Genomic DNA, 23,360 nt, shown 5'->3' with positions numbered 1-23,360 from the left:
TGATTGGTATAGACAAATGGATACTAGTATAGTTAAAAAAACAGCAAAATTAGCAAAATTGAAGCTAACTGAAGATGAATTAGCCAAGTATTCTGTACAATTGTCAAACATTTTTGAATTGTTTGAATCTCTCAAAGATGTAGATACCAAAGGAATAGAGTTTTTGAGCTTTGTAGAAATTAACAATCTAAGAGAAGATATTTCTGAACCATCCCTAACCCAAGAAGAAGCATTGTCAAATGCTAAGAATATTCGAAAAGGTGGATTTGGAGTGCCTTCAGTACTAGGGAAAGCTACTTAATCAACATTTACTGCCTATGAAAATTACAAACAACAAAGGACAAGTATTTATCTTAGCTTATGATCAAGGCATGGAAATTGGGCCATCATGCTTGAATAGCTGGAGTTCAGATATTTATAATATTTTCAAACTTGCACAAGAACAAGGATTCACCGGAATTGCTCTTCAAAAAGGTCCGGCATCACATTATTCTCAAAAATATAAACTTGGTTCAATGCTAAACTTTTCTCCAACTTCGTTAGTGCTTAAGATAAATGGGAAGACAAGAATGTCTGCTACAAATGATGTCAGTTTGGCATATTCCACGATAGAATATGCAGTTAGCATAGGAGCCACAGCGATAGGTTATACTGTATATTGGGGTTCTGAATATGAATCTGACATGGTTAGGGAAGCAGGAATATTGCAAGAAAGCACAAAAGTTGCTGGTCTTGATTTTGTCTTATGGTCATATCCATCCAAAAAAGAGCATGATGAGCTGAGTACAAGTCCAAAAAACATTGCATACCATGCACGATTGGGTCTAGAGATTGGAGCTGATGCAGTAAAGATAAAATATCCACATTTTAGTGAAGATATGAATCAAGATGACAAGTTGTCAATACTTTCAGAAATTGTACAGATTGCAGGCCCTACGAAAGTTATTTTTGCTGGCGGTATAGAAACCAAAGAAGAAGACTTTCTAAATAGAGTTCAATTGTTGAAATCTTCAGGTTCTGCAGGAATGGCTGTAGGTAGAAATATTTGGGCTAGCAAAAACCCATATGAGGTTGCAAAAAGAATGTTTGAGATATGGAAATAAACCTATATTTCCTCTATTTCGTTCATATTGATGTTAAATGAAATTCAAGCCCGAGCCTAGATGTGTAGAAAAAGTTATATATACCAATCAATTAATCATATCCATATGAAGCTAAAAAATAAAATCGCAATTATTACTGGTTCTAGTAAAGGTATTGGCAAATCTACTGCATTACTTTTCGCAAAAGAAGGAGCAAAAGTAGTAGTCAATTATTTTTCCTCTGAAAAAGAAGCATTTTCTGTTGTTGATCAAATCAAGAAAATTGGTTCCGAAGCAATAGCAATCAAATGCGATGTTTCCAAAGAAAACGAAGTCAAAGAAATGATTCAAAAAACAATCGATACTTTTGGAAAAATTGACATCTTAGTAAATAATGCGGGAATTGTTTTTGATGTTCCATTGTTTGAAAAAACTGTTGAGCAATGGAAACAAACCTTAAATGTCAATTTAATTGGAACATTTCTTTGCAGTAAATATGCTTCTGAACAAATGCTGAAAAATGGCAAAGGAAAAATAATTAACATTTCTTCAACAAATGGAATTAATACTCTTAGTCCTGAAGCTGCGGATTATGACGCTTCAAAAGCAGGAATTATTAATTTGACTAAGAATTTGGCAAAAGAACTTGCTCCAAAAATTCAAGTAAATTCCATTGCTCCAGGTTGGGTGGATACCGAGATGAATAAAGATTTGCCAAAGAATTTTGTTGAAGAAGAAACAGAGAAAATCTATATGAAAAGATTTGCCAGACCAGAAGAAATTGCAAAAGCGATTTTATTTTTTGCATCTGATGATGCTAATTATATTACTGGAAGTATTCTAAAAGTTGATGGTGGATATGATTAATCTAAGTGTAGAGACGGCTCGGGCTTGAACTCAAGGGGACGCTGCGCTTTCACTCCACTTCGTTTCGTTCACCCTCATTTAACAAGGGATAAAAGGAAAATTGCGAGCCGAGCAATTTTCCTTTTATCCCTGATGTTATATTATATTGTATTTCTTAACACCTTAAATATCTCGCAAGATATTCCATGATTAATTCAAGTCGATAAATAGATCGATTTGTATTTTTTCTTCTCTGCATAATAAATAACCGTTAATTATTTCATCTATATTAGATTTCGACTCTGTCTCCATCTTTGATGCTTGCATCAATTATACCTTTTGCTATAAAGTTCTCAACTTTTTCCTGCAAGGCCCGAACTAAAGGTCTTGCACCAAATTGTGGAGAATATGATTTTGCAACTAAGGCATCCAAAGTTTGTGGTTTCAGATTTATAGTGATATTTCTATCCTTCAGTCTATCTTCAATTTCTTTGACCTTAAGCTGTCCTATATGTTTCAGTGCATCAATAGTAAGTCCATTGAATATAACGACATTATCAAATCTATTGATGAATTCTGGTCTAAAGCTTTGTTTTAAAACAGGTAATACATAGGACTCGTACAAATTATTGATCATTTGTTCACTTTCTTCTATAGAAGCAGTTTGATATTGATTCATAGATTGTGAAAAATATTGAGTAATAATATCTGAAGCTAGGTTACTTGTTGCGATTATAATTGTGTTTTTAAAGTCGACAGTTCTTCCTTGACCATCTGTAAGTCGTCCATCATCAAGGACTTGTAGAAATACATCAAAGACTTTTGCATTTGCCTTTTCAATTTCATCTAACAATACCAAACTATATGGTCTTTCAAAAACAGGATTGGTAAGCTGGCCACCCTCTTCATAACCGACATAACCAGGGGGTGCTCCAACTAACCTTTGTACAGTATGACTTTCGCTAAATTCGCTCATATCTACCCTAATCATCGCTTTCTCTGTGTCATAAACAATTTTGGTGATAGCTTTGGCCAGCTCGGTCTTACCAACTCCAGACGGACCCAGAAAAAGAAAGCTACCAATTGGTTTTTTGGGATCTTTCAATCCAGCTCTACTTCTGCGTATAACTTCTGCTACTTTATAGACTGCTAAATCTTGTCCTTTTACATGTTCTCTCAGTTGTCCTTCCAAATCCATTAGTTTACTTGCTTCGTCAGCACTCAGTTTTTGAATAGGTATCCCCGTTTTTTCTGATAGTATTTTTCTTACATCGTCAGCAGTGATTATTTTGTCATCTGATTTAGCACTCGAACCTGATTCTTCAGCTGCACATGCTTCATCTAGAAGGTCAATAGCCTTATCTGGCAGAAATTTATCAGTAATGTATCTTTTTGATAATTCAACAGCATTTTGTATTGCTTCATCATTTATTTTCAACTTATGAAAGTTTTCCAATCTCTTCCTTACCTCTTTGCAAATAAGTATAGAGTTTTCTACATTTGGTTCCTCAACTTTGATTACTTCAAATCTTCTAGCAAGTGCTCCATCAGGTTCAATAAACTTCCTATATTCACTCATAGTTGTTGCTCCAATGGTTTTTATCTCACCTCTTGCAAGAGCAGGTTTCAAGATATTTGCAATAATACTAGTTTCACTTTGATTCGAGTCTTGCGTGATAAGATGAATCTCATCAATAAAGAGAATAATGTTTGGATCAAGTTTGACTTCATCCAAAATTGTAGTAAGTACATCGTCGATAACTTGCCGATTCATTGCTGCACTCATCAATAATGATAGGTTCAAACTTAGTACCCTTGCATCAAGAAATGCTGTTGGAATTTCATTTTTGACTACCATTTCAGCGAATGTTTCAACTATAGCTGTCTTCCCGACTCCTGCTTCTCCTACTAGAATAGCATTTGACTTGCTTTCTCTAGATAAAACACGAATCAACTGTGCAATTTCTCTATCTCTTCCAATGGCTTTGTGTAATGGAGTTATCCTTGCTTTTGCTGTTAAATCAGTGGAAAATTTGTTCAGTACTGGAGTTGTAGTATCTTCAGTAAGATTCATGCCTCCTCCAATTCTCGCATTGATAGCATTTTCCAATGCTCGTTGATCAATTTTCAATTTATAAAATATATGTTCTGAGTCAGGATATTCCAGAAAAGCGAGTATGCTGTCCTCAATATTCACAAATTCTCTGCCAAAACGAACAGAAATCATGTAACTTAGTAGTATCAACTTGTGCAAAGAATGTGAAATTTGAACTCTGTAGGTATTTATAGACTTTGTATCAGGCTTTTTCTTTGCAATATTCTGGTCAATCGAAGTGGGTAGCGTTTTTATCTTGTCTATAGTATCTGTTGGCAAATTTATCTCAGTAAAGAGTGTAAAATAGCTTTCCTGGTCAATTATCACTTTCCAAAAATCCCATATAGTTACTTCAAATCTATTTTGAAAGTAAGTAAGCTCAAATGCTTTTTCTAAAGTTTGTAAAAAATCAGTAGAGTACTTATTTGAGATATCAATAGGCATTGAGAAATTATGACAAAATGTGTCTAATAGTTCAATAATTTTTAGCTATTTTCTAGGCTTAAATATTACAAAATATGTATTCTGAAGAATGTATATAATTTTCTCTAGCTAAGCAAATCTCTTCCAGTCATATCATGTGGGACAGGTATTTGAAGAAGATTCAAAATAGTCGGAGAAATATCTGCAAGTCTACCAAATCTAATTTCTCTAGGATTTTCACCGTTTTTTATAAAGATGAATGGGACTGGATTTATTGAATGTTGAGTATCTATATCCCCAGTGACTTTATTTATCATTTCTTCAACATTACCATGATCTGAAGTAATTATCATTGTTCCACCAAGCTTCAAAACTTCAGGATATATCCTGCCTATACACTCATCAACTGTCTCTATAGCTTTGATGCCAGCTTTCAAAACTCCAGTATGTCCAACCATGTCTGGATTTGCAAAGTTGATCAAAATGAAATCATAAGTGTTATTATTTATTCTTTCCAGTACCTCGTCAGTTAGTTCGTGTGCTGACATTTGTGGCTTGTAATCATATGTAGGCACATCTCGAGGAGATGGAACTTCAACCCAGTCTTCTTGAGGATTTGGTTCGTGATTTGCACCGTTAAAAAAGTATGTAACATGAGGAAATTTTTCTGATTCTGCAATATGTAGTTGCTTCAAACCAGCGTCTGAAATAACTTTTGCAAGAGGATTCGGTATATTTTCTTCGATTGAGTGAAAGGCAACTCTATCATTGGATACCAAACCATTGTAAAAGTTGGTCATAGTAGCAAGGTGTAATTGCCCACATATATGTTTTCTTTCAAATTTGTCAAAGTTTGGAAGAACTAGACTCTCAGTTAATTGTATAGCTCTGTCTGATCGAAAATTTAAAAAAATAACTGAATCATTACATTTTATATTTTCAAATTCAGGAAATATCTTTGGAGTGATAAATTCATCGGTAATGTTTGAGGCATAACTTGCATCTATAGCCTCATAAAAATTATCATAGTGTTCTCCTTGCCCCTCGATGATCAAATCATAGGCTACTTTGGTTCTTTCCCAACGGTCATCTCTATCCATAGCATAGTATCTGCCAACGAGGCTCGCTATTTTCCCAATTTTAAACCTGTCACAAGCATCTTGTATTTCTTCAAGTGCCTGCTTTGATGTTTTTGGGCCTGAATCTCTACCATCAGTAAATGCATGTATAAAGACTCTGTTATTTAAATCATTTTTCAATTCAGACCTAGCAAGTACCAGTTTGATAAACGACTTTAGGTGATTTATACTGCTGTGTGTGTACCCAAGTCCAGCAAGACTCAGGATATGCAAATTTGATCCATTGTCAATGCAATTTTTTATCAAATTTTCAAAAACGGGATTTTTGTCAAACTCTCCTTTTACAATTGCATTATCAATTCTAGATAGGTCATTCATTACAATTTTCCCAGCTCCAATGTTTAAGTGGCAGACTTCAGAATTTCCAGGTACTCCAAAAGGTAATCCAACCTCTGTCCCTGAGGCATATAGGTAACCGTGAGGATATCTTGGCCACAAAAAGTCAAGGTTTGGAGTATTTGCAAAATCAACGGCATTTCCAGGGTCAGGGGGTGCTGCTCCCAATCCATCTAAAACACACAAAACTATAGGTTTTGATCTGTTAAAAAATTTCACCTCATTAATTGTACTTTTTTCATGTAAATATATCTACAATTTTGTATAATTTATTGACAATTATCAGCCTAAAGATTTCATTTAACTAATAATTGATATGTCAACTAGAAGAATTAGTAAAATATATTTAAGTATAGTATCAGCAATGTTTGCTGTTGTTTTCATTTATGTAGGTATTTTGCTTTCTCCTAAAAATGATGTCATAGCATCTTCGGAAGTATTGAAACCATTAAATCCTGGTAGTGTTGTCTATAATTGTAGGTTTGGGGTAAATTCTGCTGTTGACTATACCATTTTTAATGGAGCAGGTAACAAGTTTTTGAGAAAAAACTACAATATTGGTTGGGGATTAGGAATTGTAAACGATTTCGCACATATGAATTCTGCACAACTAGCTGGTACTATAGAAGATTTGTCAAAATCAGGAACTAGGTTTGTACTTAGAGTTTGTCCTACTACTGACATTAGAACATGTGATATTTTGGCCCCACTAGCTAGAAATGAATCACAAATATCCAATGCAGCTGAGAAGTATTCAATTAAACTTGCAAAATTAGCAATTGAACTGGAAAATAAAACTAAATCAAACGGATATGATATATCAGTTTGGGCTATAGCTGGTCCAAACGAACCAAATATACCAACAGATATACCTGAAATTGATGCTGGCAAAGTTACCAGATATATGAATTCAGTTATATATCATCTGTCAACACTGCGAGCCTTTCAGTGTGCATTGAATACTTCAGACGATGATATAAATAAGGGCAATTACAACTGTGGCGGATCATTGAGAATAGAAGATTACTACAAATATAGAAAACATATAAATTTGCTAAGCCCCGTGATGTCGCTTGCTGATATTGAATACCTCAATCAAATGAAAGATGCTAATGCAGATTTTGGTGGATTGGTCGGAATTGCAATAAATATGTATGTCTTTGATGCTGAAGGTAATACTATGATACCTCAATTGAGGGATGCTCTTGAGTATGCAAAAGCTAATGATAGAAAGCTATTTTTCCTTGAAACAGGGCTAGATCCTGTCGATAACAAGCCAATTTATTCTGCTGCAACAGATGAATGGGCAAAGAAGTATGAATATGATATGTTGCTCCAACTTATGACAAATCCATATATAGAGGCAGTGCTACTCTTCAATGGTGCTCCTTTGGGTGAATCTAGAATTAGGGGCCAAGAACCTTCTGGGAAAATCTTTGCTCAACTTACTGATCTCGAGAGGTCGGTTTATGATAGAGATCAATACTATGCAAATACTAGGTTAGAGAATGTTTATACAAATGAATATCCAAGAATCAAGGGTAAAATAACAGATTTAGGTCTTGCTGATTTGTCGGATAAAGATCATTGGCGAGCATGTAGATATTACATAGCGATGAACTTACCTCTTGATACGAAGATAGGAGAGAATGAAATTTTGAGCAAAACAGGTGAGGTAAAAGATGCCAATAAGTACTACTCTCTGCGTGTCAGCCCTCTTTCAAGTAACTACTATGGATGCATTTATGGAGATATAGCTGAACCAACTACAGGTATCAATAATGATTGGACATACTGGTATGAATCACAAATGTATGATTTTATGGAAGTTGCAGGTTGTGCCAATAAATACACGTATTCATGTTCAAATGAAAATCTAGCTAAAACAAATATAGAAACTGGCGAATTGTTAAAAACTAGTTCAGGGCAAAGTTCTTTCGTAGAAGTAGAACGCCTGAAATTCAAAGATTTATCACAAGATGTTGTGAATGTTGAAAACTCATCTGAAGATATTTATTTAGGCTATTACGACTTGCCTGATAAAGAATTGAAGTACGGAGACATAGAAATCGGCAATTACTGCAGTGGTAATGAATGTGTTGTTACAACTTTGGTAAATACCCCGATAGATGTTTTGTATTCAGGAAATATAGTTACTACAGCAAGGTTGAATATGCCGATGACTCAATCCTTGGTCAATACAAGTGCTGCGGGTACGGAAGATTTGGATTTCATACAATATGGAAATTATGTGAATCGAATGAATACTGATGAAGCTTTTGACATGACAAGGAAGGTTAATTCCAACATTCAATTATCTACCGGTTCTAGTATTCCATATCAAATTGGTACTGCAGTGGAACTATATGGTTATGATTACTTGGATTATCTTGAAGAATCTGGGGTAGTTTTTGAACCAAATGTAATCTCCGATTCTTTCAAAATAACTAATTATTACAGTGGTTCATTGAGAAATTATTACATTGGACAAAATGGCACTGAATTTAGAGCTACAAACCAAGCTTTAAAATCTTTAAGGGGTTATTATGGTAAATTTTTATTTCCATTTTCATCAATACCAAGTGCCAATGATATAAGTAAGGACAGTATAAACTATGTTGTAAAAGTAAATCAAGATATAAAAAAGAATGTAGTTTCCAAACTCAAAGATTATACATTGGAAGAGATCGCAAAGTTTCAATTGACACCATCTGAAGTAATGAGTGATGAATATGCTATTAGTACTGAACTGGTAGGTAAAAATACCACAACACCTTATGGATATGAAGTAAGTTGCTCGTATCTATTTAAACCATATCAAGGCGGATATAAATACTTGGGAGATCCAACAGCTAAAGTAACATTGCAAAATACCGATGAAAGCAAACCTAATAATGCAAGTACATATAGTTATAATGTAGCATGTGATAACTTTCCATCGACAGTTGTGAGAACAGTCAGAAAAAATAGATTAACTGGAGCTGTAATTGAAACAACAAATTCAACACAAAGAATATCAGTTTTAAATCCGGTTTGTTTGGTGAATTATTGCAGAAAAGATGAGCCTAGAATTGCAGATCCCAGCACAAAACTTAAACAAATCGAAAGGAATGTTTTGACTAGTAGCAATGTCTATAATGATTTTTATACGATTTCTGGCGATTATCCTGCTCCATTTTGGGGCTATACAGAAAGTGCATCTATAAATCAAAACGAACCTCCTCACGGACATTTTCTACTTAGGAGTTGGAGTAGTGCACCTACAATTGATTCGGCAGATGGACTTCTTAGGGTACTGAGAACTGCATGGGAATGGGCAAAAAGGTTGGAATATTCAAACAAATCAAATGCAAATGGATTATCTTATCAAGTTAATTCTGCTGATTCTTTACTGCGACAAAATAGAATATGTATAAATCAAAATGTTCATACTGAGGCAAGTTTGTATATACGGAAATATTCAGTTAGTCAAAGTGAATCTATAAATACTGGGAAAACTTCAGATTCACAATGCGTAAATCCAAACAATGGCTTGCTGTCTGGATATAAAAGACCAGTTATAAGTTCTAATATGGACTATCAGATTACCTCTGCACAATTTCCTTGGCTTGGCACTGTAGCTTTGATAAATCAGCATCTTTCGATGGTGGGATTCAATATGAACTCAAATGAAAATATGTTACTACAGAAATGTTCTTCTACGAATAATTACTTCATGTGTTTGTGTGATAGTAATTCAAATGAAAATATGTACAAGTATGATCAAATGGGTGTGTATTTATGTAGAAATGGTATGTTGACATATAAAGAAATGGTGGATGAAGGTTTTTTGAATGTCAATGTGTCAGATGACAAAAAAAAGGTAGATAATTTGGAATATAATCCATTTAAATGTAATATTAAACCTAGTGCATCTCAAGTACCTGAAATAGAGAATGGTAATATCTCAAGAAATTGTCAGGGCGTTTTTGCAATACCTGAAATTGTAAAGTTGGTTAAAGATACTTCAAGAAATGCATGTATTCCACCTGAGCTTCTTATGGCTATTTGGCAAAATGAATCAAATTGTGCACATCCAGTTGTTTCGGCCACTGGGAATTTCACTGATGATATATTAATGAAAGATAACAATGCTGAATGTATACGAAGGGGTGATTGTGATGTGAGGGGTCCTTTTCAAATCAATTCTAATACTTGGCCAGATGTAGCAGGTACAACTTTATTCTCAAACTGCTTGCAATTAGTCAATTCTAGTAGGTCAGCGAATCAATCTGAAAGGTACTATTTTGGAGATGGAATGTGTGGAAGTACCTTGATTATCAGACAGAAAGCTAGTGCCAGAGGAGTAGAAGGAGATAAATGTACAAACTGGACAAATGGAGATATTTGGAAAGCTGCCGAAGGCTACCTTGGGAGTTGTTCTCCTGATAATCCTACGTATTTCACATATTGCCGTAAGGTTGTTGAAAATTCTGCAAAATTTAAACAGTACTTTATAAATTAATGTCTACAAATTTATCAAATAATTCAATTCAAAACTCAAAGAAGTATTCTATTTTGATATTTGTTTTTGCAATTATCCTATGTGCTTTGTTAATTACTATAAACTTATTAGTATCAAGAAATAAAAAGGTAACAAATAATGGTTCTAATATGACGAATTCAATTACTAGTACAGTTAGCATAGATGATTTGCCTGATCTAAAAAATATATATAATGATGAAGATATGAGTATTTTAATTGATGATAGTCAGAAGATTGTATTTGTCAATTCATTGTATCTTTCTGAATCTGACATTATACTGAAACTTGACGGTTGGCTACTTGATAATAATTATGAATTACCAAAAAATTATAAGAGAGTATATTGTGATGCAAATTGTAATAATTCAATATTTATGGGAGTTGGAGAATCTTCCTCAACGACAAGTATAAACAAAAATTAACATATTTAAACATGAAAAACGATCTAATAATTAATGCAATTAAAGTCAAAACTGAAAAGTATCAAAAAGTATTTTCTGTATCTGATAATTCAGAATTGGGAGAATTTGCTCTTGCAAATGGCTTACAAGTTAATGATGCGTATACTGCTGCTAGAGATGCGTACAAAATCTGGAGTGAAGTTTCTACATATGAAAAGACAGAGCTAATCAAAAGAGTTGCTGAAGAACTTATCTTAAGAAAAGAAGAAATTGCGAAACTTCTTAGTCATGAAGTTGGAAAACCATACGCTTCTGCACTTGATGAAGTTGTTAGATCTGCTGAATTTATTTATACATCTTGTGAGATAGCAAAAAGTATGGAAGGTAGAGTATTGGATTCTGGAATGATGCGAGGATATAAACATAGTCAAAAAGTTTCAATAGTAACAAAAGTTCCTATAGGTGTAGTTCTTTGTATATCACCATTCAATTACCCTATAAACTTATCAGTTTCGAAAATTGTTCCTGCACTTCTTGCAGGAAATACAGTTGTTTTCAAACCAGCAACACAAGGTAGTCTGGTTGCCTATATACTTGCAGAGATATTCTCGAAAAACCTCCCAACAGGTTCTCTGAATTTTATAACTGGGAAGGGCGCTGAAATTGGTGATTTACTAGTACAAAATGAAAATGTGGATATGGTGAACTTTACTGGTTCTACAGAAGTAGGAAAACATATTTATTCTGTTTTAGCAGAAAGTTCTCAACGCAAGGTTGGTTTCAAGACGCCACTAATGGAACTTGGTGGTAAGGATGTAGCGATTGTGACCAAAAAAGCAGATGTTCAGAAATCAGTGCAACAAATAGTAAAGGGAGCATTTAGTTACTCTGGTCAGAGATGTACTGCAGTAAAGAAAGTACTTATACAAGGGGACATATTTGATGTCTTTCTAAGTTTACTACAAATTGAGATGAATAAGTTGAAGGTTGGAAGTCCACTTGATACGAATGTAGTTATAACTCCACTTATTTCAACCTCTGCTGCAAATTATGCAGAGGAACTGTTTCATGACGCAGTATCAAAAGGAATGAATTTTATAAACCCATTTAAAAGAGATAAGAATCTGATTTATCCGAATATTCTATTTTCATCTGCTACCTTTGATGAAAAAAAGATAAAGGAAATTCGCATTTTTGACGAAGAACAATTTGCACCTATATTACCTGTTTTTCAAGTAGAAACAATAGATCAAGCGATAAAGTTAGCTAATCTTTCTGAGTATGGACTTCAAAGCGATGTTTTCACTCAAGATATAAACGAAGCATTCTATATAGCAAATCAACTTGAATCTTCAACGATTCAAATCAACGCAAAATCAGATAGAGGTCCAGATAATTTCCCTTTTGCGGGCACAAAGAATTCAGGAATAGGCGTTCAAGGGATGAAGGATGCAATTGAATCAATGAGTATAGATAAGCAGATAGTTGTGAACTTCTGAGCGAACATTAACTATAAGTATATAAACTTGCGAGAAGCTATTTCAAAGATTCCATAATTTGGTATATTTTAGTCGCATCTTGATATCTATCACCTGATCCAAGTATCACTACATAATAGTCTGTATCATAATGTCTGAGTATCATAACTAAGCACTCTTTTGCTTGCTCAGTAGTTCCAGTTTTCAATCCATATACATTCTCATACTTCAGCATTTCATTCGTATTACGAAATGAAATTACTTTTCCACCCTCACTATAAATCCTGAATTCTTTTACCGTAGAGTATCTTCTGATAATGTCATTTTGATATGCGAACTTGGATAGTTTCATAATGTCTTCAGCGGTAGAGTATGAATTTGGAAGATCAAAGCCTATGGAATCTCCAAATGAACTACTCGTCATATTGAGATCAGATGCTAGCTTGTTCATTTCTTCAACAAAACTAATTCTGTATAGACCTTCTATATTTGTTTCAATTGCTCTAATTGCGTCATTTGAACTAAAAATCAGACTTGCTGCAATTAAATCTGCAAATTTATACTTTTCACCTTTCTGAAACCCTAGAACATTGCCAGTAACCTCATCTGTTTCCTCGGGTATAGTAAAGTAAAGATCTAAATTGTCTTCATATTTTAGTGCAGTAAGTATACTAAGTAACTTTGTGATTGAGGCTACTTGTAACTGTTCATTTATAGATTTATCCAATATCATATCGCCATTTGTACTGCTAATAAGTATGGATTCTGCAGTGAAGTTTTCTAGTTTCAACCTATCTGTAAGCAATGACTTTGAATCAATAGATTCAAAGTGCAATTTAGCTAATGTTTTGATGCTTGTATTTTTCGTAAAAAAATAGTTCGGAATATTTGAAGCAATAGGATGAATACTTTTTATTTCTTCACCTTCAATCATGAACATCATCTCGCTTGCATTTTTACTAATTGGCGTTAAGACTTCTGCATATTTCATACCAACATTGATGGATAGCAAAAATAAGAGTATAGTTAGAAGGGATTTATTTAGAAGGTTTTGTGACAAGACTCGAGATTTATAAGTTATGAAATACTTGCTATTGAACTAATTCATATACTAATATAAAATATAACATATGCGAAGCCTATTGTATCAAAAGATTCAACAAATTTCCGAAGATAAATTCGTCATAAAAGAAAAAGATCAAAGTACATTGTCATTTGAGGCACCTTTGTATCTTGATTTTAGGAAGAGAAGTGAGATATTTCGTAATAGAATTATCGTTCTAGTGTTGGCAAGTTTAGCAATGTTGATATTGGTTTTGATATTTTTGTTGATCTAAATAATCACTTTATTCTTATGTCTTCTTTTTTCACAAAATTATTTATTGTTGGCGGAATTATAATTCTTGCTTTAGCTAGTGCGCTTTATTTTTCAACTGAATATAAGTACCAAGTTACACTTGATAAGCTAAATGCTTTGACTCAAATTGATATTCAAAAGGTTGACATTATCACGGGATTTCAATCATGGTATGAAATTTACAAACAAAGGAACATTCCAAAACGAGAAGTACTGACAATGAATCTTGAACAGAAAATAGGACAGATGCTGTTTGTTGGTATAAATGGTCAAACTTTTTCTAATTCGACTCAAACAATCTTAGATACTTATAATGTTGGAGGTATTTACTTATCCAATAGCAACATTTCAGATCTTGCAACAACTAAAAGGTTCAATGAAGATTTACAAAAAAATTCAAAAATCAAACTTTTTATCTCTACAGACGATGATGGAGGTGCAGTGCGAAAAGTTCCTTGGGATCAGACAAATCATCTTTATGGAGAAGGGTCAACAGGTGTAAGTTACTATTTTCTGGAACGAAACAATACTCCAAAAATTTCTTATGGCTACGGTTTGTCAAAGGGGCAAAGCTTGAACGAAGGTGGATTTAATGTAAATTTTTCTCCAATAACTGAAGGTTTGCTAGGTTCGACAAGCTACTTGAAAATGCAAGGTTGGGATCGTAACTTTGATAAATGGATACCGCTTGCTGAGCAAATAATACTAGGACAAAATGAAAATATAAGCTCGACTATGAAGTATTTTCCAGGTACTGGAACATTCCAACTTGATCCAAATAAATCTTTTCAAATAAGCGAAATGACTTTAGATGAACTCAAAAGTGGTGACTTAAAGCCTTACTTTCAAATTGCAAACAACTCTGATTTTGTTATGACTTCAGCTGCAAAGTATTCAAAAGTTGATGATAACCAAGTTACCTTTTCAAAAAAGTTTGTAACTGATATGTTGAAAAATGAAATCAATTATAGTGGGATAGTAATTTCAAGTAATTTGAGTGCTGAAGTTTTCAAAGATGAAGCAGAGAAATATACAAAAACAGTAATTGCTGGACATGATATGTTATTTCTAACAGATCCTACTCAGATTGAAGTTGCATTTGAGCAAATTAAACTTGGAGTTGAGAATGGAGAAGTTTCAGAAGAAAGGTTGGATAATGCAGTTGAAAGAGTTTTGAGGGTTAAATATAAAAAAGGATTGATAAATTGAAAGTTTCAATGTATTGGTTCATTTTGAACTAATTTCATTACTTTCTTTCCCAAATTTTAGTAAAATAAATTTAGATTGGATGAAATAAAGTCATTAAAAATACAAGTTGAGAATTCCAGTATGCCAGTTGGTTTGAAGGAAAAGGCACTCAAAATGCTTGATAGGCTTTCTCGCATGGCTGATGCTGGTAATTTTTCAACAGAATTTGATATTGTTGAACATTATATCCAAAATATATTACAAATTCCTTTTGGCAATTACACAAAGGATAATTTAGAAATCAATCATTCAATAGATATTCTCAACCATAATCATTTTGGATTAAACGAAATCAAAAATAGAATTGCTGAATATGTAGCTGTTATGAATTTACAAAGTGGAAAGATTAGCCGAGCAAGTGAAGATATGAGTAATCTTGCAGGAAATTCTTCTCACGCACCTATTTTATGTTTTGTTGGAGTTCAAGGTATTGGAAAAACTACCATGGCAAAATCATTAGCTGAAGCCTTGAATAAAAAGTTTGTCAGAATTTCACTCAATGCACTTGGAAATATTGGAAGATTGAAGGGAATGCCAAGATATGTAACAGGAGCAGAACCGGGACAGATCATAAAAGCACTCCAACGAGCTGGAACTATGAATCCAATTATTTTGCTTGATGAAATGGATAAAACTGCTGGAAATGAAGTTGAGAGGTTTGATTATAATGCAGCTTTGATTGAAATTCTTGACCCTGAGCAAAATGGAACTTATATGGACGCTTATATAGATTACCCAATTGACTTGTCAAATGTAATGTTCATAGCAACTGCAAATACACTAGGTACGATTTCTGCTGCTTTACTTGATCGTTTGGAAATAATTCGATTCTCTAGTTATAATGATGCTGAAAAGGCAAATATTGCAGAAAACTACTTGCTTCCAAAGATTCGGAAAGCTACTGGACTAAGTGAAAATCAAATGACTTTTACAAATGATGTTTGGCCACTTATGATAAGGCCGCTTGGATTCGACGCAGGTATAAGGCAGCTTGAAAGAAATTTAACAAATGTTGCTAGGAAAGTTGCAAGAATTATAGTTGAGCAGAAAGTTGATCGTATACAAATTTCTCCACAAAACTTCAGACAGTTTATACCTGAAGATATTGGAGTTTATTCGTAAAACTTATTCAATTTTCATAAGTTTATAGTTTTAATTTTTAATATTATGAACACTAAAAGTATTTTAATAATAATTTTAACTGTATTGCTAATATTATCTTGTTGTTGTAATGTTTTCTTTTTGGTAACAAGTTTAGGATTTAATGCATCATTAGTAAATTCAAAAAACCTATATAAACTTTATAATTCCAACGTTTCAGGATCTCAAGTTGATTCACAAACTATAGAAATGTTGAAATATACTTTAGAAAATTATTATTTGAAAACAAATGAGTTAACTGACAAATATAGTTGTGCTTTGAGAGTTATAGATTACAGTATTGATGAATCTGCAGCAATGAAAGGATTGGAAAAGTACTATTATATAGCTAGTTGTTATGGTTATAAAAAAGACAATCCAAAAGTAAATGGAAGTTCATTTTCAAATACTTTATTTTATGCAGAATACTTAGGAACAAATACATTTGATGTCAAAAAAAATCCACAGAAGATCAAAGAATTTAGTTTTCCAAACACTTATTTAAATTCTACAGATAAAAATATTGCAAGTGATAAAGATAAAGTAATGATACGACAGTCTTTGAAAATAATTGGTAATGAACTTTATGAACAAGCAAAACAAAATGCTTTGAATTCAGTTGTAAATAAATAAGTCTTTCTAATGTCAATTTTCGATAAATTCAAAAAACAAAATATTGAGCCAAGAAGAAATTCTAGATCGGGAAATGTTTTGGCACTTGATATTGGAACCGAGTGGGTAAAAGCATTGGTGTTTTTCAAAGAAAATGGAAGAGTACATACCGTAGGTTATGGTAGATCTCGACAACAAGCTGGTGCGATGAAGGGTGGAATGATTACAAATATACAAAATGTCAAGGAAAATTGTGACTTAGCGATCGCAGAAGCATGCAAAAATCTAGAATCCAAAGAGTATCCAGAAAGTTTGTATTTAGGAATAGCAGGAGAAATAGTTAATGGTGAAGTTGTTTATGCAAACTATGAAAGAGAAATGCCAGAGCAGATCATTACTGAAGAGGAACTTCACGATATTGAGTCCAAGCTAAGAGAGGAGACAAGTGATAGCATAAAAGTCGAAATTGGTAAAAAACATGGTATCTCACATGCAGAAATAGTTGAAGTTTCATCTACTAGGAAAGATTGTTATATAAATGGACTTAGAGTTAGTGATTTAGTTGGTTTCAAAGGAAAAAGTGTTTCATTTAAAATTTTCTTTTCGTTCACACAAGATCAGCATATCCAAAGTATCAGAACGATTGCAGAGTATCTTGGCCTTTCAATAGCCAAAATTACTGTTGTGCCATTTGCAATTGCAAATAACTATTCAGGTTCGGAAAGAGAGCGATTCTCGGGAGTTTTTGCTGATATAGGTGCAGGTACTACTGATGTTGCTATGGTTTCGAATGGTAGCTTTGTTGGAGTAAAAATGTTTGCTTTAGGAGGAAGAGCATTTACACACAGGGTGCAAAAATTATTAAATATTGATTATTTGAAGGCTGAAAAAATAAAAATTAGAATGTCTGAAGATCCAAAAACTGATGTCATAAAACTAAATGATAAGCAAATGATTCAAAGAGCTTTTGAAAAAGATGCTAGGGTTTTAGTTTCTGGGATTCAAGTGTCATTATCTGATATGGATGAAGTAGAAACGTATCCTACGAGAATTTTTCTTTCAGGTGGAGGTGCAAAGTTATCTCAAATTCAAGAAAGTATAAGAACTTTTGCTTGGCTAAACTATTTGCCTTTTGAGAAATTTCCGGAGCCAGAACTTATTTATCCTAGAGATTTGAGAAATTTGGTTGATGAAATGAATCTGCTTACAGATATTGATGATGTAAGTGTTTCTGCAATAGCACTTGAAAGTCTCCTAAATTAAACTTGCAAGTAATAAGTATAGAATTGTGTCAAAGATTTCTAATCAAAACATAACAAAAATTTTTCTAGATGTAGATGATGAGATGACTTTTATCATTGAAAGTATACTGGAGACTAGTAGTGAAAAAGTTCTGCTAGTTGTTCCAAGTGGTTCAGAGGTATTTACAAATATTGTAAGTTTGAGAATCCTTGCAAAGGAAATTCTAAGGCTAAACAAAATTGTCATAATTCAAACAAAAGACAAAGAAGCTGAAAAACTAGGAAAGCAGGTGAGTTTGGTAGTAATACAAGATTCTGGGCAGGCTGATAGTCAAAAGTGGCAAATAGCAGATGATTTGAAAGAAAGTTTTACTCGAAGAATGGATAACACGAAAAGGAAGTTATTATCTTTAAGGCAAATTGCAAGTCAAAATGCTGCCATTGTAGAATCAGAAAAAACTGAAATTTTTGACGTTGATCCTAATGAGAGTGTAGACATTTCTCAAGATAATCTCGAAGAAAGTTTAATCAGCGCTAGTAAAGATGAAGATTATCTAGAGAATCTTAAAGATGCTGATGCAAAAGTTGATTACGAAGAAAATACTTTGAACTTACTAATTGAAAATCAAAATGACGACAAACCTGAAACTCTCGAAGATACTTCATCTGAAAGTGCTAGAAACTCAATAAAAACTGTAAATAGTGATGAAAGTATTCTAATTAGTACTGTTGAGGAATCATTAGAAGATGAAGTACAAAAGCAACCTACATTTGAGGAATTGTACAATACTTATAAAGCTCAGAAAGACAGTGAGACCACCCCAAACACAGCACCAAAATTACGAAGAGGAAAACTGATTATAGATGAGAATTTCATTTTAGTTGCTGGTGGTGATGTTGCTGAATTCGATGAAGTCTCAGGTAAAATTATTGAAGATGGCATAGAGGAAGCTTCAATTCTCCAAAAAAAAAATCCTTCAGAAGATATAATTAATGACATAAATAATCAAAGCGAAATAAATTGGGTTAACCCTAATTTAGATTCAGTAGATCAAGAGATAGGTCCAATATATTCTAAAGTTGAGAGAAACTCTCTAAAACATTTTTTAAGCAAGGTAAAGTTTCCCCACGAGGTAAAGGGTAGAGCTAAAGCTCTAGAGGTAAATATTGCAAAAGGTGTTTCTATAAAGAAAAAACGAGCTAGTATATTTAATGATAGAGTGTACATGAAAGGTATCAAGGGAGAGAAAACTAGTCGTTCAATTCAATCAAATAAATATCTAGGTAAGAGATTAATGGACGTATTATTTCCTAAACTTAAGTTTGTTCTGCAGAATTTACAGAAAAGTATACTTGACTTTTTTGGTAAAGCAGATGGGCTGTTCCGTGGTAAAAAGATAATGATTTTGATGCCGATTATTCTTCTGTTCCCTATTTTGGTTTTGTTGATTTATTCTCTTAGAACAGCTCAAGTTACTATTGAACCGAAACCTATCAAAATTGAGATTATTCAAGATATTGAAGCTAAGACTACAGATCAAAATGGAGGTCTAGCCATTGTACCTGTTGAGATTGAGAAAACATCTTCTGACAATGTTACAATTACAAACAAAGTTGATAATGGTTCTAAAGCTACTGGATTTATCAATATATACAATAAAACACCGAACCCTATAACTTTACCACAAAATTATAAAGTAATTATAACTGCAGGAGGTAAGACACTTGAATATGAGGCTTCAAAAGGTGGAGTAGTTCCTAATGCTACTCAGCAAATCACTGGCACAGTGTATGGTTTACTAGCACAGATACCAATAACTGCTACTGTATCTGGAGAGGATTACAATATAACTGGTACAACTTATACTACAGGCAAAGTTGCTAACTATAGCGCAGACGAACTTGTTGCAAATTTTTCAAACAATATAGCAGGTGGGAAGACAAATATGGTCTTAATTTTTTCGCAAAAAGAAAAAGATGAATTAAATTCAAAGCTATCGAATAAACTTAAAGAAGAAATCAAAAGTGAATTGACAACAAAGACAAAAGATAGCTTTATTCTTCTTTCTCAAGAACCGGAATATACTATAGTTAAAGAAGAATATTCTACACAAATTGGGGCACAAGCAGAGGAAGTTTCAGCTACTGTGACAATCAAAGGGATAGTTAAGGGACTGGATAAGGGGACAATAGAGGCAAAAGCAAAAGAACTATACCAAGTTAAAAAGAAAGAATTGACGGGTAATGGAGTCTCAGAGTATACTCAGGAAATTACTGAAAGGTTTGACTATTCATTCGATAATATCAGGGTAAATGCTGACAATATAATATTCTCTTTGCATATAAACGCCTCAACCTTACCAGAGTTTTCGTCACTTGAACTAAAAAAATCTATATCGGGTAAGAGTCAGAGCGAAGTTATGACTTTGTCAAATGACAAAATGCAGATAGTTTCAGCAACCATCCAACCAAAGTTTCTTCCAAAGTTTTTGCAGAAACTTCCAACAAATTTTGCTAATATAGAGATAATTGTGAAAGAGATAAATTTATAATTTCTTTTAAAGAAAGTGTCTTTGTTAAAAATAGTTTATAAATTGCGAGAAAATTCATTTTAGAGTAAGCTTTGAAAACTGGCAAATATTTTTAATTATTTGTTAGGGATAACTACACGATTTTTGGCTCTGTTTGATAAATTAAAGAAATTATGTAACAAGTAACTGTAGTTCAATAGAACCGTGATGATATTTTTGAAGTAGTTGTAACTGATCAAATTAGAAATGACGTAAGGTATTACCTGGGTTACAATTACAATAATTATAATAATATTTATGTAAGTATGTGTATTTACATTTAGTAAGATTCTTGCAAATATTTATATCTCAAACAAAAGACAAACCTGAAATTTGTGTATAAAGACTTTACAAATGTTTTTGTAAACTGCTAACGATCAAAATAAATGACAACAGTATCATCAACTTCAAATTCATCTGCCATATTATACTTAGTTTTATTGATATTACTTACTTTGCTTGTAGCTATTGGGATAGGATTATTTATGATGTTTGCACGAAGACGAAGAGAAGAACAACAATTGAAAAGAGCTTTGAATAGTGTTTGTTATGAAGTTAGGTTACCAAAAGCGAATGATGTTGATGTACACGCTGCAGAACAGATGTTTGCTGCACTTACATCTATTTCGTCCGTTCCTACGAAGTGGCACGAAAAATTATTCAAAACTCCAAACTATGTTTCTTTTGAGATAGTGGGACTTCCTGAGTCTATAAGATTTTATGTCATAGTTCCCAAAAAAATTTCCCAACTGGTTGAAAAACAAATACATGCAAGCTACCAGGAGGCAGATGTGAAAGAAGTAGATGAATACAATATATTTCATGAAGATTCAGTGGTTGAATATGCAGGCTTGAAGCTTGCTGAAGTTTCGTATAAACCTATAAAGGTATTTTCTGAATTGCATGTGGATACTATGTCAGCTGTAACAACTGCTATGAGTCGGATGAATGAAGGTGAAGGTGTTGCAGTGCAAATTTTGATAACCCCAGCTAGTAAAAAATGGCGAAAGGCAGGGAGATCATTTATCAAATCTGTACGAGATTCAGGCAGTTCCGAAGAGGGAAAGAAGTCAAAACCTAGAGATGATGAATCAGTAGGTAGCGTTGAGAAGAAAACTCTAAAAGTAGGTTTCTTGGTAGATATCAGGGTTGTAGCAGCTTCAAAAACTATTGAAGTCGCAAAAATGCATGTAGAAAATGTACTTGCCTCGTTTGATCCTATGGAACTTCAAGGTTCCAATAGATTCAAAAAGGTTAAATTTAAAAACGAAAAGCAAAAAAAACAATTTGAAGAAGATTTTATTTATAGAAATCCAAGACAAACAACTACTCTAAATACTGAAGAACTAGCAACAGTATTTCACTTTCCAAACAAGAATGTGCAAACACCTTATATACATTGGCTGTTAAGTAAAAGAGCACCTGCATCAGAAGAGGTGCCTTCTGGACCACCAGGTGTTTGGCTTGGAAATTCAATTTTTCGAGGTTCAAAAAAACAAGTTTGGATTGCACCTGATGATAGAAGGAGGCATATGTACATGGTTGGAAAAACTGGAGCTGGGAAATCATATGCTATGCAATCAATGATTATTCAAGATATCAAACAGGGGCACGGCATTGCGTATCTCGATCCTCATGGAGATGCTGCAGAATGGGTACTTGAAAGAATTCCATCTGAGAGGGCTGAAGATGTCATTTATTTCAATCCAGCTGATGTTGAGAGACCATTAGCATTCAATATCGTAGAAGCTTACTCTGAAGATGATAAACATCGTGTTGCAAATTCATTTATCGGTTTGCTTTACAAAATGTTTGACCCAAACAAGCAAGGTATAGTTGGACCTAGACTTGAAAGATCAGTTCGAAATGCATTACTTACAGTTATGTCAAGACCTGGAGGTACATTGGTTGAAGTTGCAAGAATTTTATATGACTATCAATTTTTGAAAAAAATGTACTTGCCATATATTCAAGATCCGCTAGTTAGAGAGTATTGGGAAAAAGAAATTGCTCAAACAAATGAATTTCATAAATCTGAAGTTTTAGGTTACATTATTTCTAAGTTTGATAGATTTATCACGAATAGGATGATGAGAAATATACTCGGTCAATCAGTATCTTCGTTTGACTTTAGAAAAGTAATGGATGAACAGAAAATTTTAATTGTAAATTTATCAAAAGGTTTAGTTGGTGAAGAAAATGCACAATTTTTGGGATTGTTATTGATTCCAAAGATATTGTCTGCTGCTATGAGTAGAGCTGATATGAATGAAAGTGACAGAAAGGATTTTTATCTTTATGTTGATGAGTTTCAAAATTTTGCTTCTGAAGAATTTGCCCAAATATTGTCTGAAGCAAGAAAATATAGATTAAATCTGATTATAGGGAATCAATATATAGCCCAAATTGATGAGAAAATCAAACATGCTGTATTTGGTAATGTTGGTACTATGCTGTCATTCAAAGTTGGAGTTGAAGATGCAAGTTATTTGCAAAATGAATTCGCACCTATATTTTCACAGAACGACTTGATAAACTTAGAAAACTTCAATGCTTATATCAAACTTCTCGTAAACGGTGAATATCCTCCGCCATTTTCAATGAGCACATTCTATGATTCAGTAAAGCCAACAATAATAGCTGGAACAGAGTACCCAGTCAATGAAAGGACATTTAGAAATATCAAAGAGTTGTCAAGACTCAGGTATGGAAGGGATAGAAATGCAGTTGATCAAGAGATACAGGGAAGAGGAAGAATGTAGAACTTATCTACGACAAAACAGATAAAAGTAGATGAAATATTACAGTATTTACAGTCTATCTTAGATGTAGATAAATAATTTGTTAGTTAGATCTAGTCAAGGCGA

The 23,360-nt window shown here is 33.3% G+C and carries 16 protein-coding genes; 13 read left to right on the top strand and 3 right to left on the bottom strand.

Annotated elements, in window-relative coordinates; all coding sequences use genetic code 11:
- The first annotated feature begins 16 nt into the window (after window positions 1–16).
- The 3 genes from gatC (at window position 17) to IPJ91_02475 (ending at window position 1,949) form a co-directional block, all read left to right on the top strand.
- Window positions 17–301 carry an Asp-tRNA(Asn)/Glu-tRNA(Gln) amidotransferase subunit GatC gene (gatC, locus tag IPJ91_02485; GenBank protein QQR93304.1) on the top strand — a complete coding sequence of 95 codons (285 nt, stop codon included), beginning with the start codon at window positions 17–19 and terminating at the stop codon, window positions 299–301.
- 16 nt (window positions 302–317) lie between these two features.
- A complete protein-coding gene (locus IPJ91_02480; protein QQR93303.1) occupies window positions 318–1,103 on the top strand; it encodes an aldolase in 786 nt (261 codons plus the stop codon).
- Between the two features lie 105 nt (window positions 1,104–1,208).
- On the top strand, window positions 1,209–1,949 hold the full coding sequence (locus IPJ91_02475; GenBank protein ID QQR93302.1) for a glucose 1-dehydrogenase: 741 nt from the start codon (window positions 1,209–1,211) through the stop codon (window positions 1,947–1,949).
- A gap of 268 nt (window positions 1,950–2,217) precedes the next feature.
- Here IPJ91_02475 and IPJ91_02470 read toward each other — a convergent pair whose 3' ends face one another.
- Both IPJ91_02470 and IPJ91_02465 read right to left on the bottom strand, forming a co-directional pair.
- The gene (locus IPJ91_02470) at window positions 2,218–4,467 is read right to left on the bottom strand and encodes an ATP-dependent Clp protease ATP-binding subunit (protein ID QQR93301.1); all 2,250 of its coding nucleotides are present in this window, start codon (window positions 4,465–4,467) and stop codon (window positions 2,218–2,220) included.
- 104 nt (window positions 4,468–4,571) lie between these two features.
- Window positions 4,572–6,140 (bottom strand): 2,3-bisphosphoglycerate-independent phosphoglycerate mutase, encoded by a 1,569-nt coding sequence (locus IPJ91_02465; protein ID QQR93300.1) that lies wholly within the window; start codon window positions 6,138–6,140, stop codon window positions 4,572–4,574.
- A gap of 97 nt (window positions 6,141–6,237) precedes the next feature.
- Here IPJ91_02465 and IPJ91_02460 point away from each other — a divergent pair, with 97 nt between their 5' ends.
- From IPJ91_02460 to IPJ91_02450, 3 genes are read left to right on the top strand one after another with little or no spacing between them, the layout of a single operon-like run.
- The gene (locus IPJ91_02460) at window positions 6,238–10,425 is read left to right on the top strand and encodes a hypothetical protein (GenBank protein QQR93299.1); all 4,188 of its coding nucleotides are present in this window, start codon (window positions 6,238–6,240) and stop codon (window positions 10,423–10,425) included.
- Window positions 10,425–10,868, top strand: a complete 444-nt coding sequence (locus tag IPJ91_02455) for a hypothetical protein (protein ID QQR93298.1) — start codon at window positions 10,425–10,427, stop codon at window positions 10,866–10,868. The genes IPJ91_02460 and IPJ91_02455 overlap by 1 nt, the downstream gene beginning before the upstream one ends.
- An 11-nt stretch (window positions 10,869–10,879) precedes the next feature.
- Window positions 10,880–12,346 carry an aldehyde dehydrogenase family protein gene (locus tag IPJ91_02450; GenBank protein ID QQR93297.1) on the top strand — a complete coding sequence of 489 codons (1,467 nt, stop codon included), beginning with the start codon at window positions 10,880–10,882 and terminating at the stop codon, window positions 12,344–12,346.
- A gap of 37 nt (window positions 12,347–12,383) precedes the next feature.
- On the opposite strand, the gene IPJ91_02445 is transcribed toward IPJ91_02450, so the two are convergent.
- Window positions 12,384–13,337: a D-alanyl-D-alanine carboxypeptidase gene (locus IPJ91_02445; protein QQR93296.1), complete on the bottom strand. Its 954-nt coding sequence runs from the start codon at window positions 13,335–13,337 to the stop codon at window positions 12,384–12,386.
- A 118-nt stretch (window positions 13,338–13,455) separates the two neighbouring features.
- On the opposite strand from IPJ91_02445, the gene IPJ91_02440 reads away from it, so the two are divergent.
- The 7 genes from IPJ91_02440 (at window position 13,456) to IPJ91_02410 (ending at window position 23,255) form a co-directional block, all read left to right on the top strand.
- The gene (locus IPJ91_02440) at window positions 13,456–13,662 is read left to right on the top strand and encodes a hypothetical protein (GenBank protein QQR93295.1); all 207 of its coding nucleotides are present in this window, start codon (window positions 13,456–13,458) and stop codon (window positions 13,660–13,662) included.
- A 17-nt stretch (window positions 13,663–13,679) separates the two neighbouring features.
- On the top strand, window positions 13,680–14,891 hold the full coding sequence (locus IPJ91_02435) for a hypothetical protein (GenBank protein QQR93294.1): 1,212 nt from the start codon (window positions 13,680–13,682) through the stop codon (window positions 14,889–14,891).
- 75 nt (window positions 14,892–14,966) lie between these two features.
- A complete protein-coding gene (locus IPJ91_02430; protein QQR93293.1) occupies window positions 14,967–16,052 on the top strand; it encodes an AAA family ATPase in 1,086 nt (361 codons plus the stop codon).
- A 45-nt stretch (window positions 16,053–16,097) separates the two neighbouring features.
- Window positions 16,098–16,703, top strand: a complete 606-nt coding sequence (locus IPJ91_02425; protein ID QQR93292.1) for a hypothetical protein — start codon at window positions 16,098–16,100, stop codon at window positions 16,701–16,703.
- Between the two features lie 9 nt (window positions 16,704–16,712).
- A complete protein-coding gene (locus IPJ91_02420; GenBank protein ID QQR93291.1) occupies window positions 16,713–17,945 on the top strand; it encodes a rod shape-determining protein in 1,233 nt (410 codons plus the stop codon).
- A gap of 25 nt (window positions 17,946–17,970) precedes the next feature.
- Window positions 17,971–20,475 carry a hypothetical protein gene (locus IPJ91_02415; GenBank protein ID QQR93290.1) on the top strand — a complete coding sequence of 835 codons (2,505 nt, stop codon included), beginning with the start codon at window positions 17,971–17,973 and terminating at the stop codon, window positions 20,473–20,475.
- 404 nt (window positions 20,476–20,879) lie between these two features.
- Entirely contained in the window at window positions 20,880–23,255 is a 2,376-nt protein-coding gene (locus IPJ91_02410; protein QQR93289.1) for a type IV secretory system conjugative DNA transfer family protein, read from the top strand.
- The last annotated feature ends 105 nt before the right edge of the window (window positions 23,256–23,360 follow it).

Source organism: bacterium (genome assembly GCA_016699595.1).
GTDB lineage: Bacteria > Patescibacteriota > Dojkabacteria.
Note: the sequence above shows the minus strand (reverse complement) of the source record. Positions and strands in the feature narration are given on the sequence as shown.

Bases quoted from the DNA above. Each gene is read 5' to 3' on its own strand.
- IPJ91_02425 (QQR93292.1), top strand. From the start codon at position 16,098: ATGAACACTAAAAGTATTTTAATAATAATTTTAACTGTATTGCTAATA.
- IPJ91_02455 (QQR93298.1), top strand. From the start codon at position 10,425: ATGTCTACAAATTTATCAAATAATTCAATTCAAAACTCAAAGAAGTAT.
- IPJ91_02410 (QQR93289.1), top strand. From the start codon at position 20,880: ATGACAACAGTATCATCAACTTCAAATTCATCTGCCATATTATACTTA.
- IPJ91_02460 (QQR93299.1), top strand. From the start codon at position 6,238: ATGTCAACTAGAAGAATTAGTAAAATATATTTAAGTATAGTATCAGCA.
- IPJ91_02480 (QQR93303.1), top strand. From the start codon at position 318: ATGAAAATTACAAACAACAAAGGACAAGTATTTATCTTAGCTTATGAT.
- gatC (QQR93304.1), top strand. From the start codon at position 17: ATGGATACTAGTATAGTTAAAAAAACAGCAAAATTAGCAAAATTGAAG.
- IPJ91_02470 (QQR93301.1), bottom strand. From the start codon at position 4,467: ATGCCTATTGATATCTCAAATAAGTACTCTACTGATTTTTTACAAACT.
- IPJ91_02420 (QQR93291.1), top strand. From the start codon at position 16,713: ATGTCAATTTTCGATAAATTCAAAAAACAAAATATTGAGCCAAGAAGA.
- IPJ91_02440 (QQR93295.1), top strand. From the start codon at position 13,456: ATGCGAAGCCTATTGTATCAAAAGATTCAACAAATTTCCGAAGATAAA.
- IPJ91_02450 (QQR93297.1), top strand. From the start codon at position 10,880: ATGAAAAACGATCTAATAATTAATGCAATTAAAGTCAAAACTGAAAAG.
- IPJ91_02435 (QQR93294.1), top strand. From the start codon at position 13,680: ATGTCTTCTTTTTTCACAAAATTATTTATTGTTGGCGGAATTATAATT.
- IPJ91_02475 (QQR93302.1), top strand. From the start codon at position 1,209: ATGAAGCTAAAAAATAAAATCGCAATTATTACTGGTTCTAGTAAAGGT.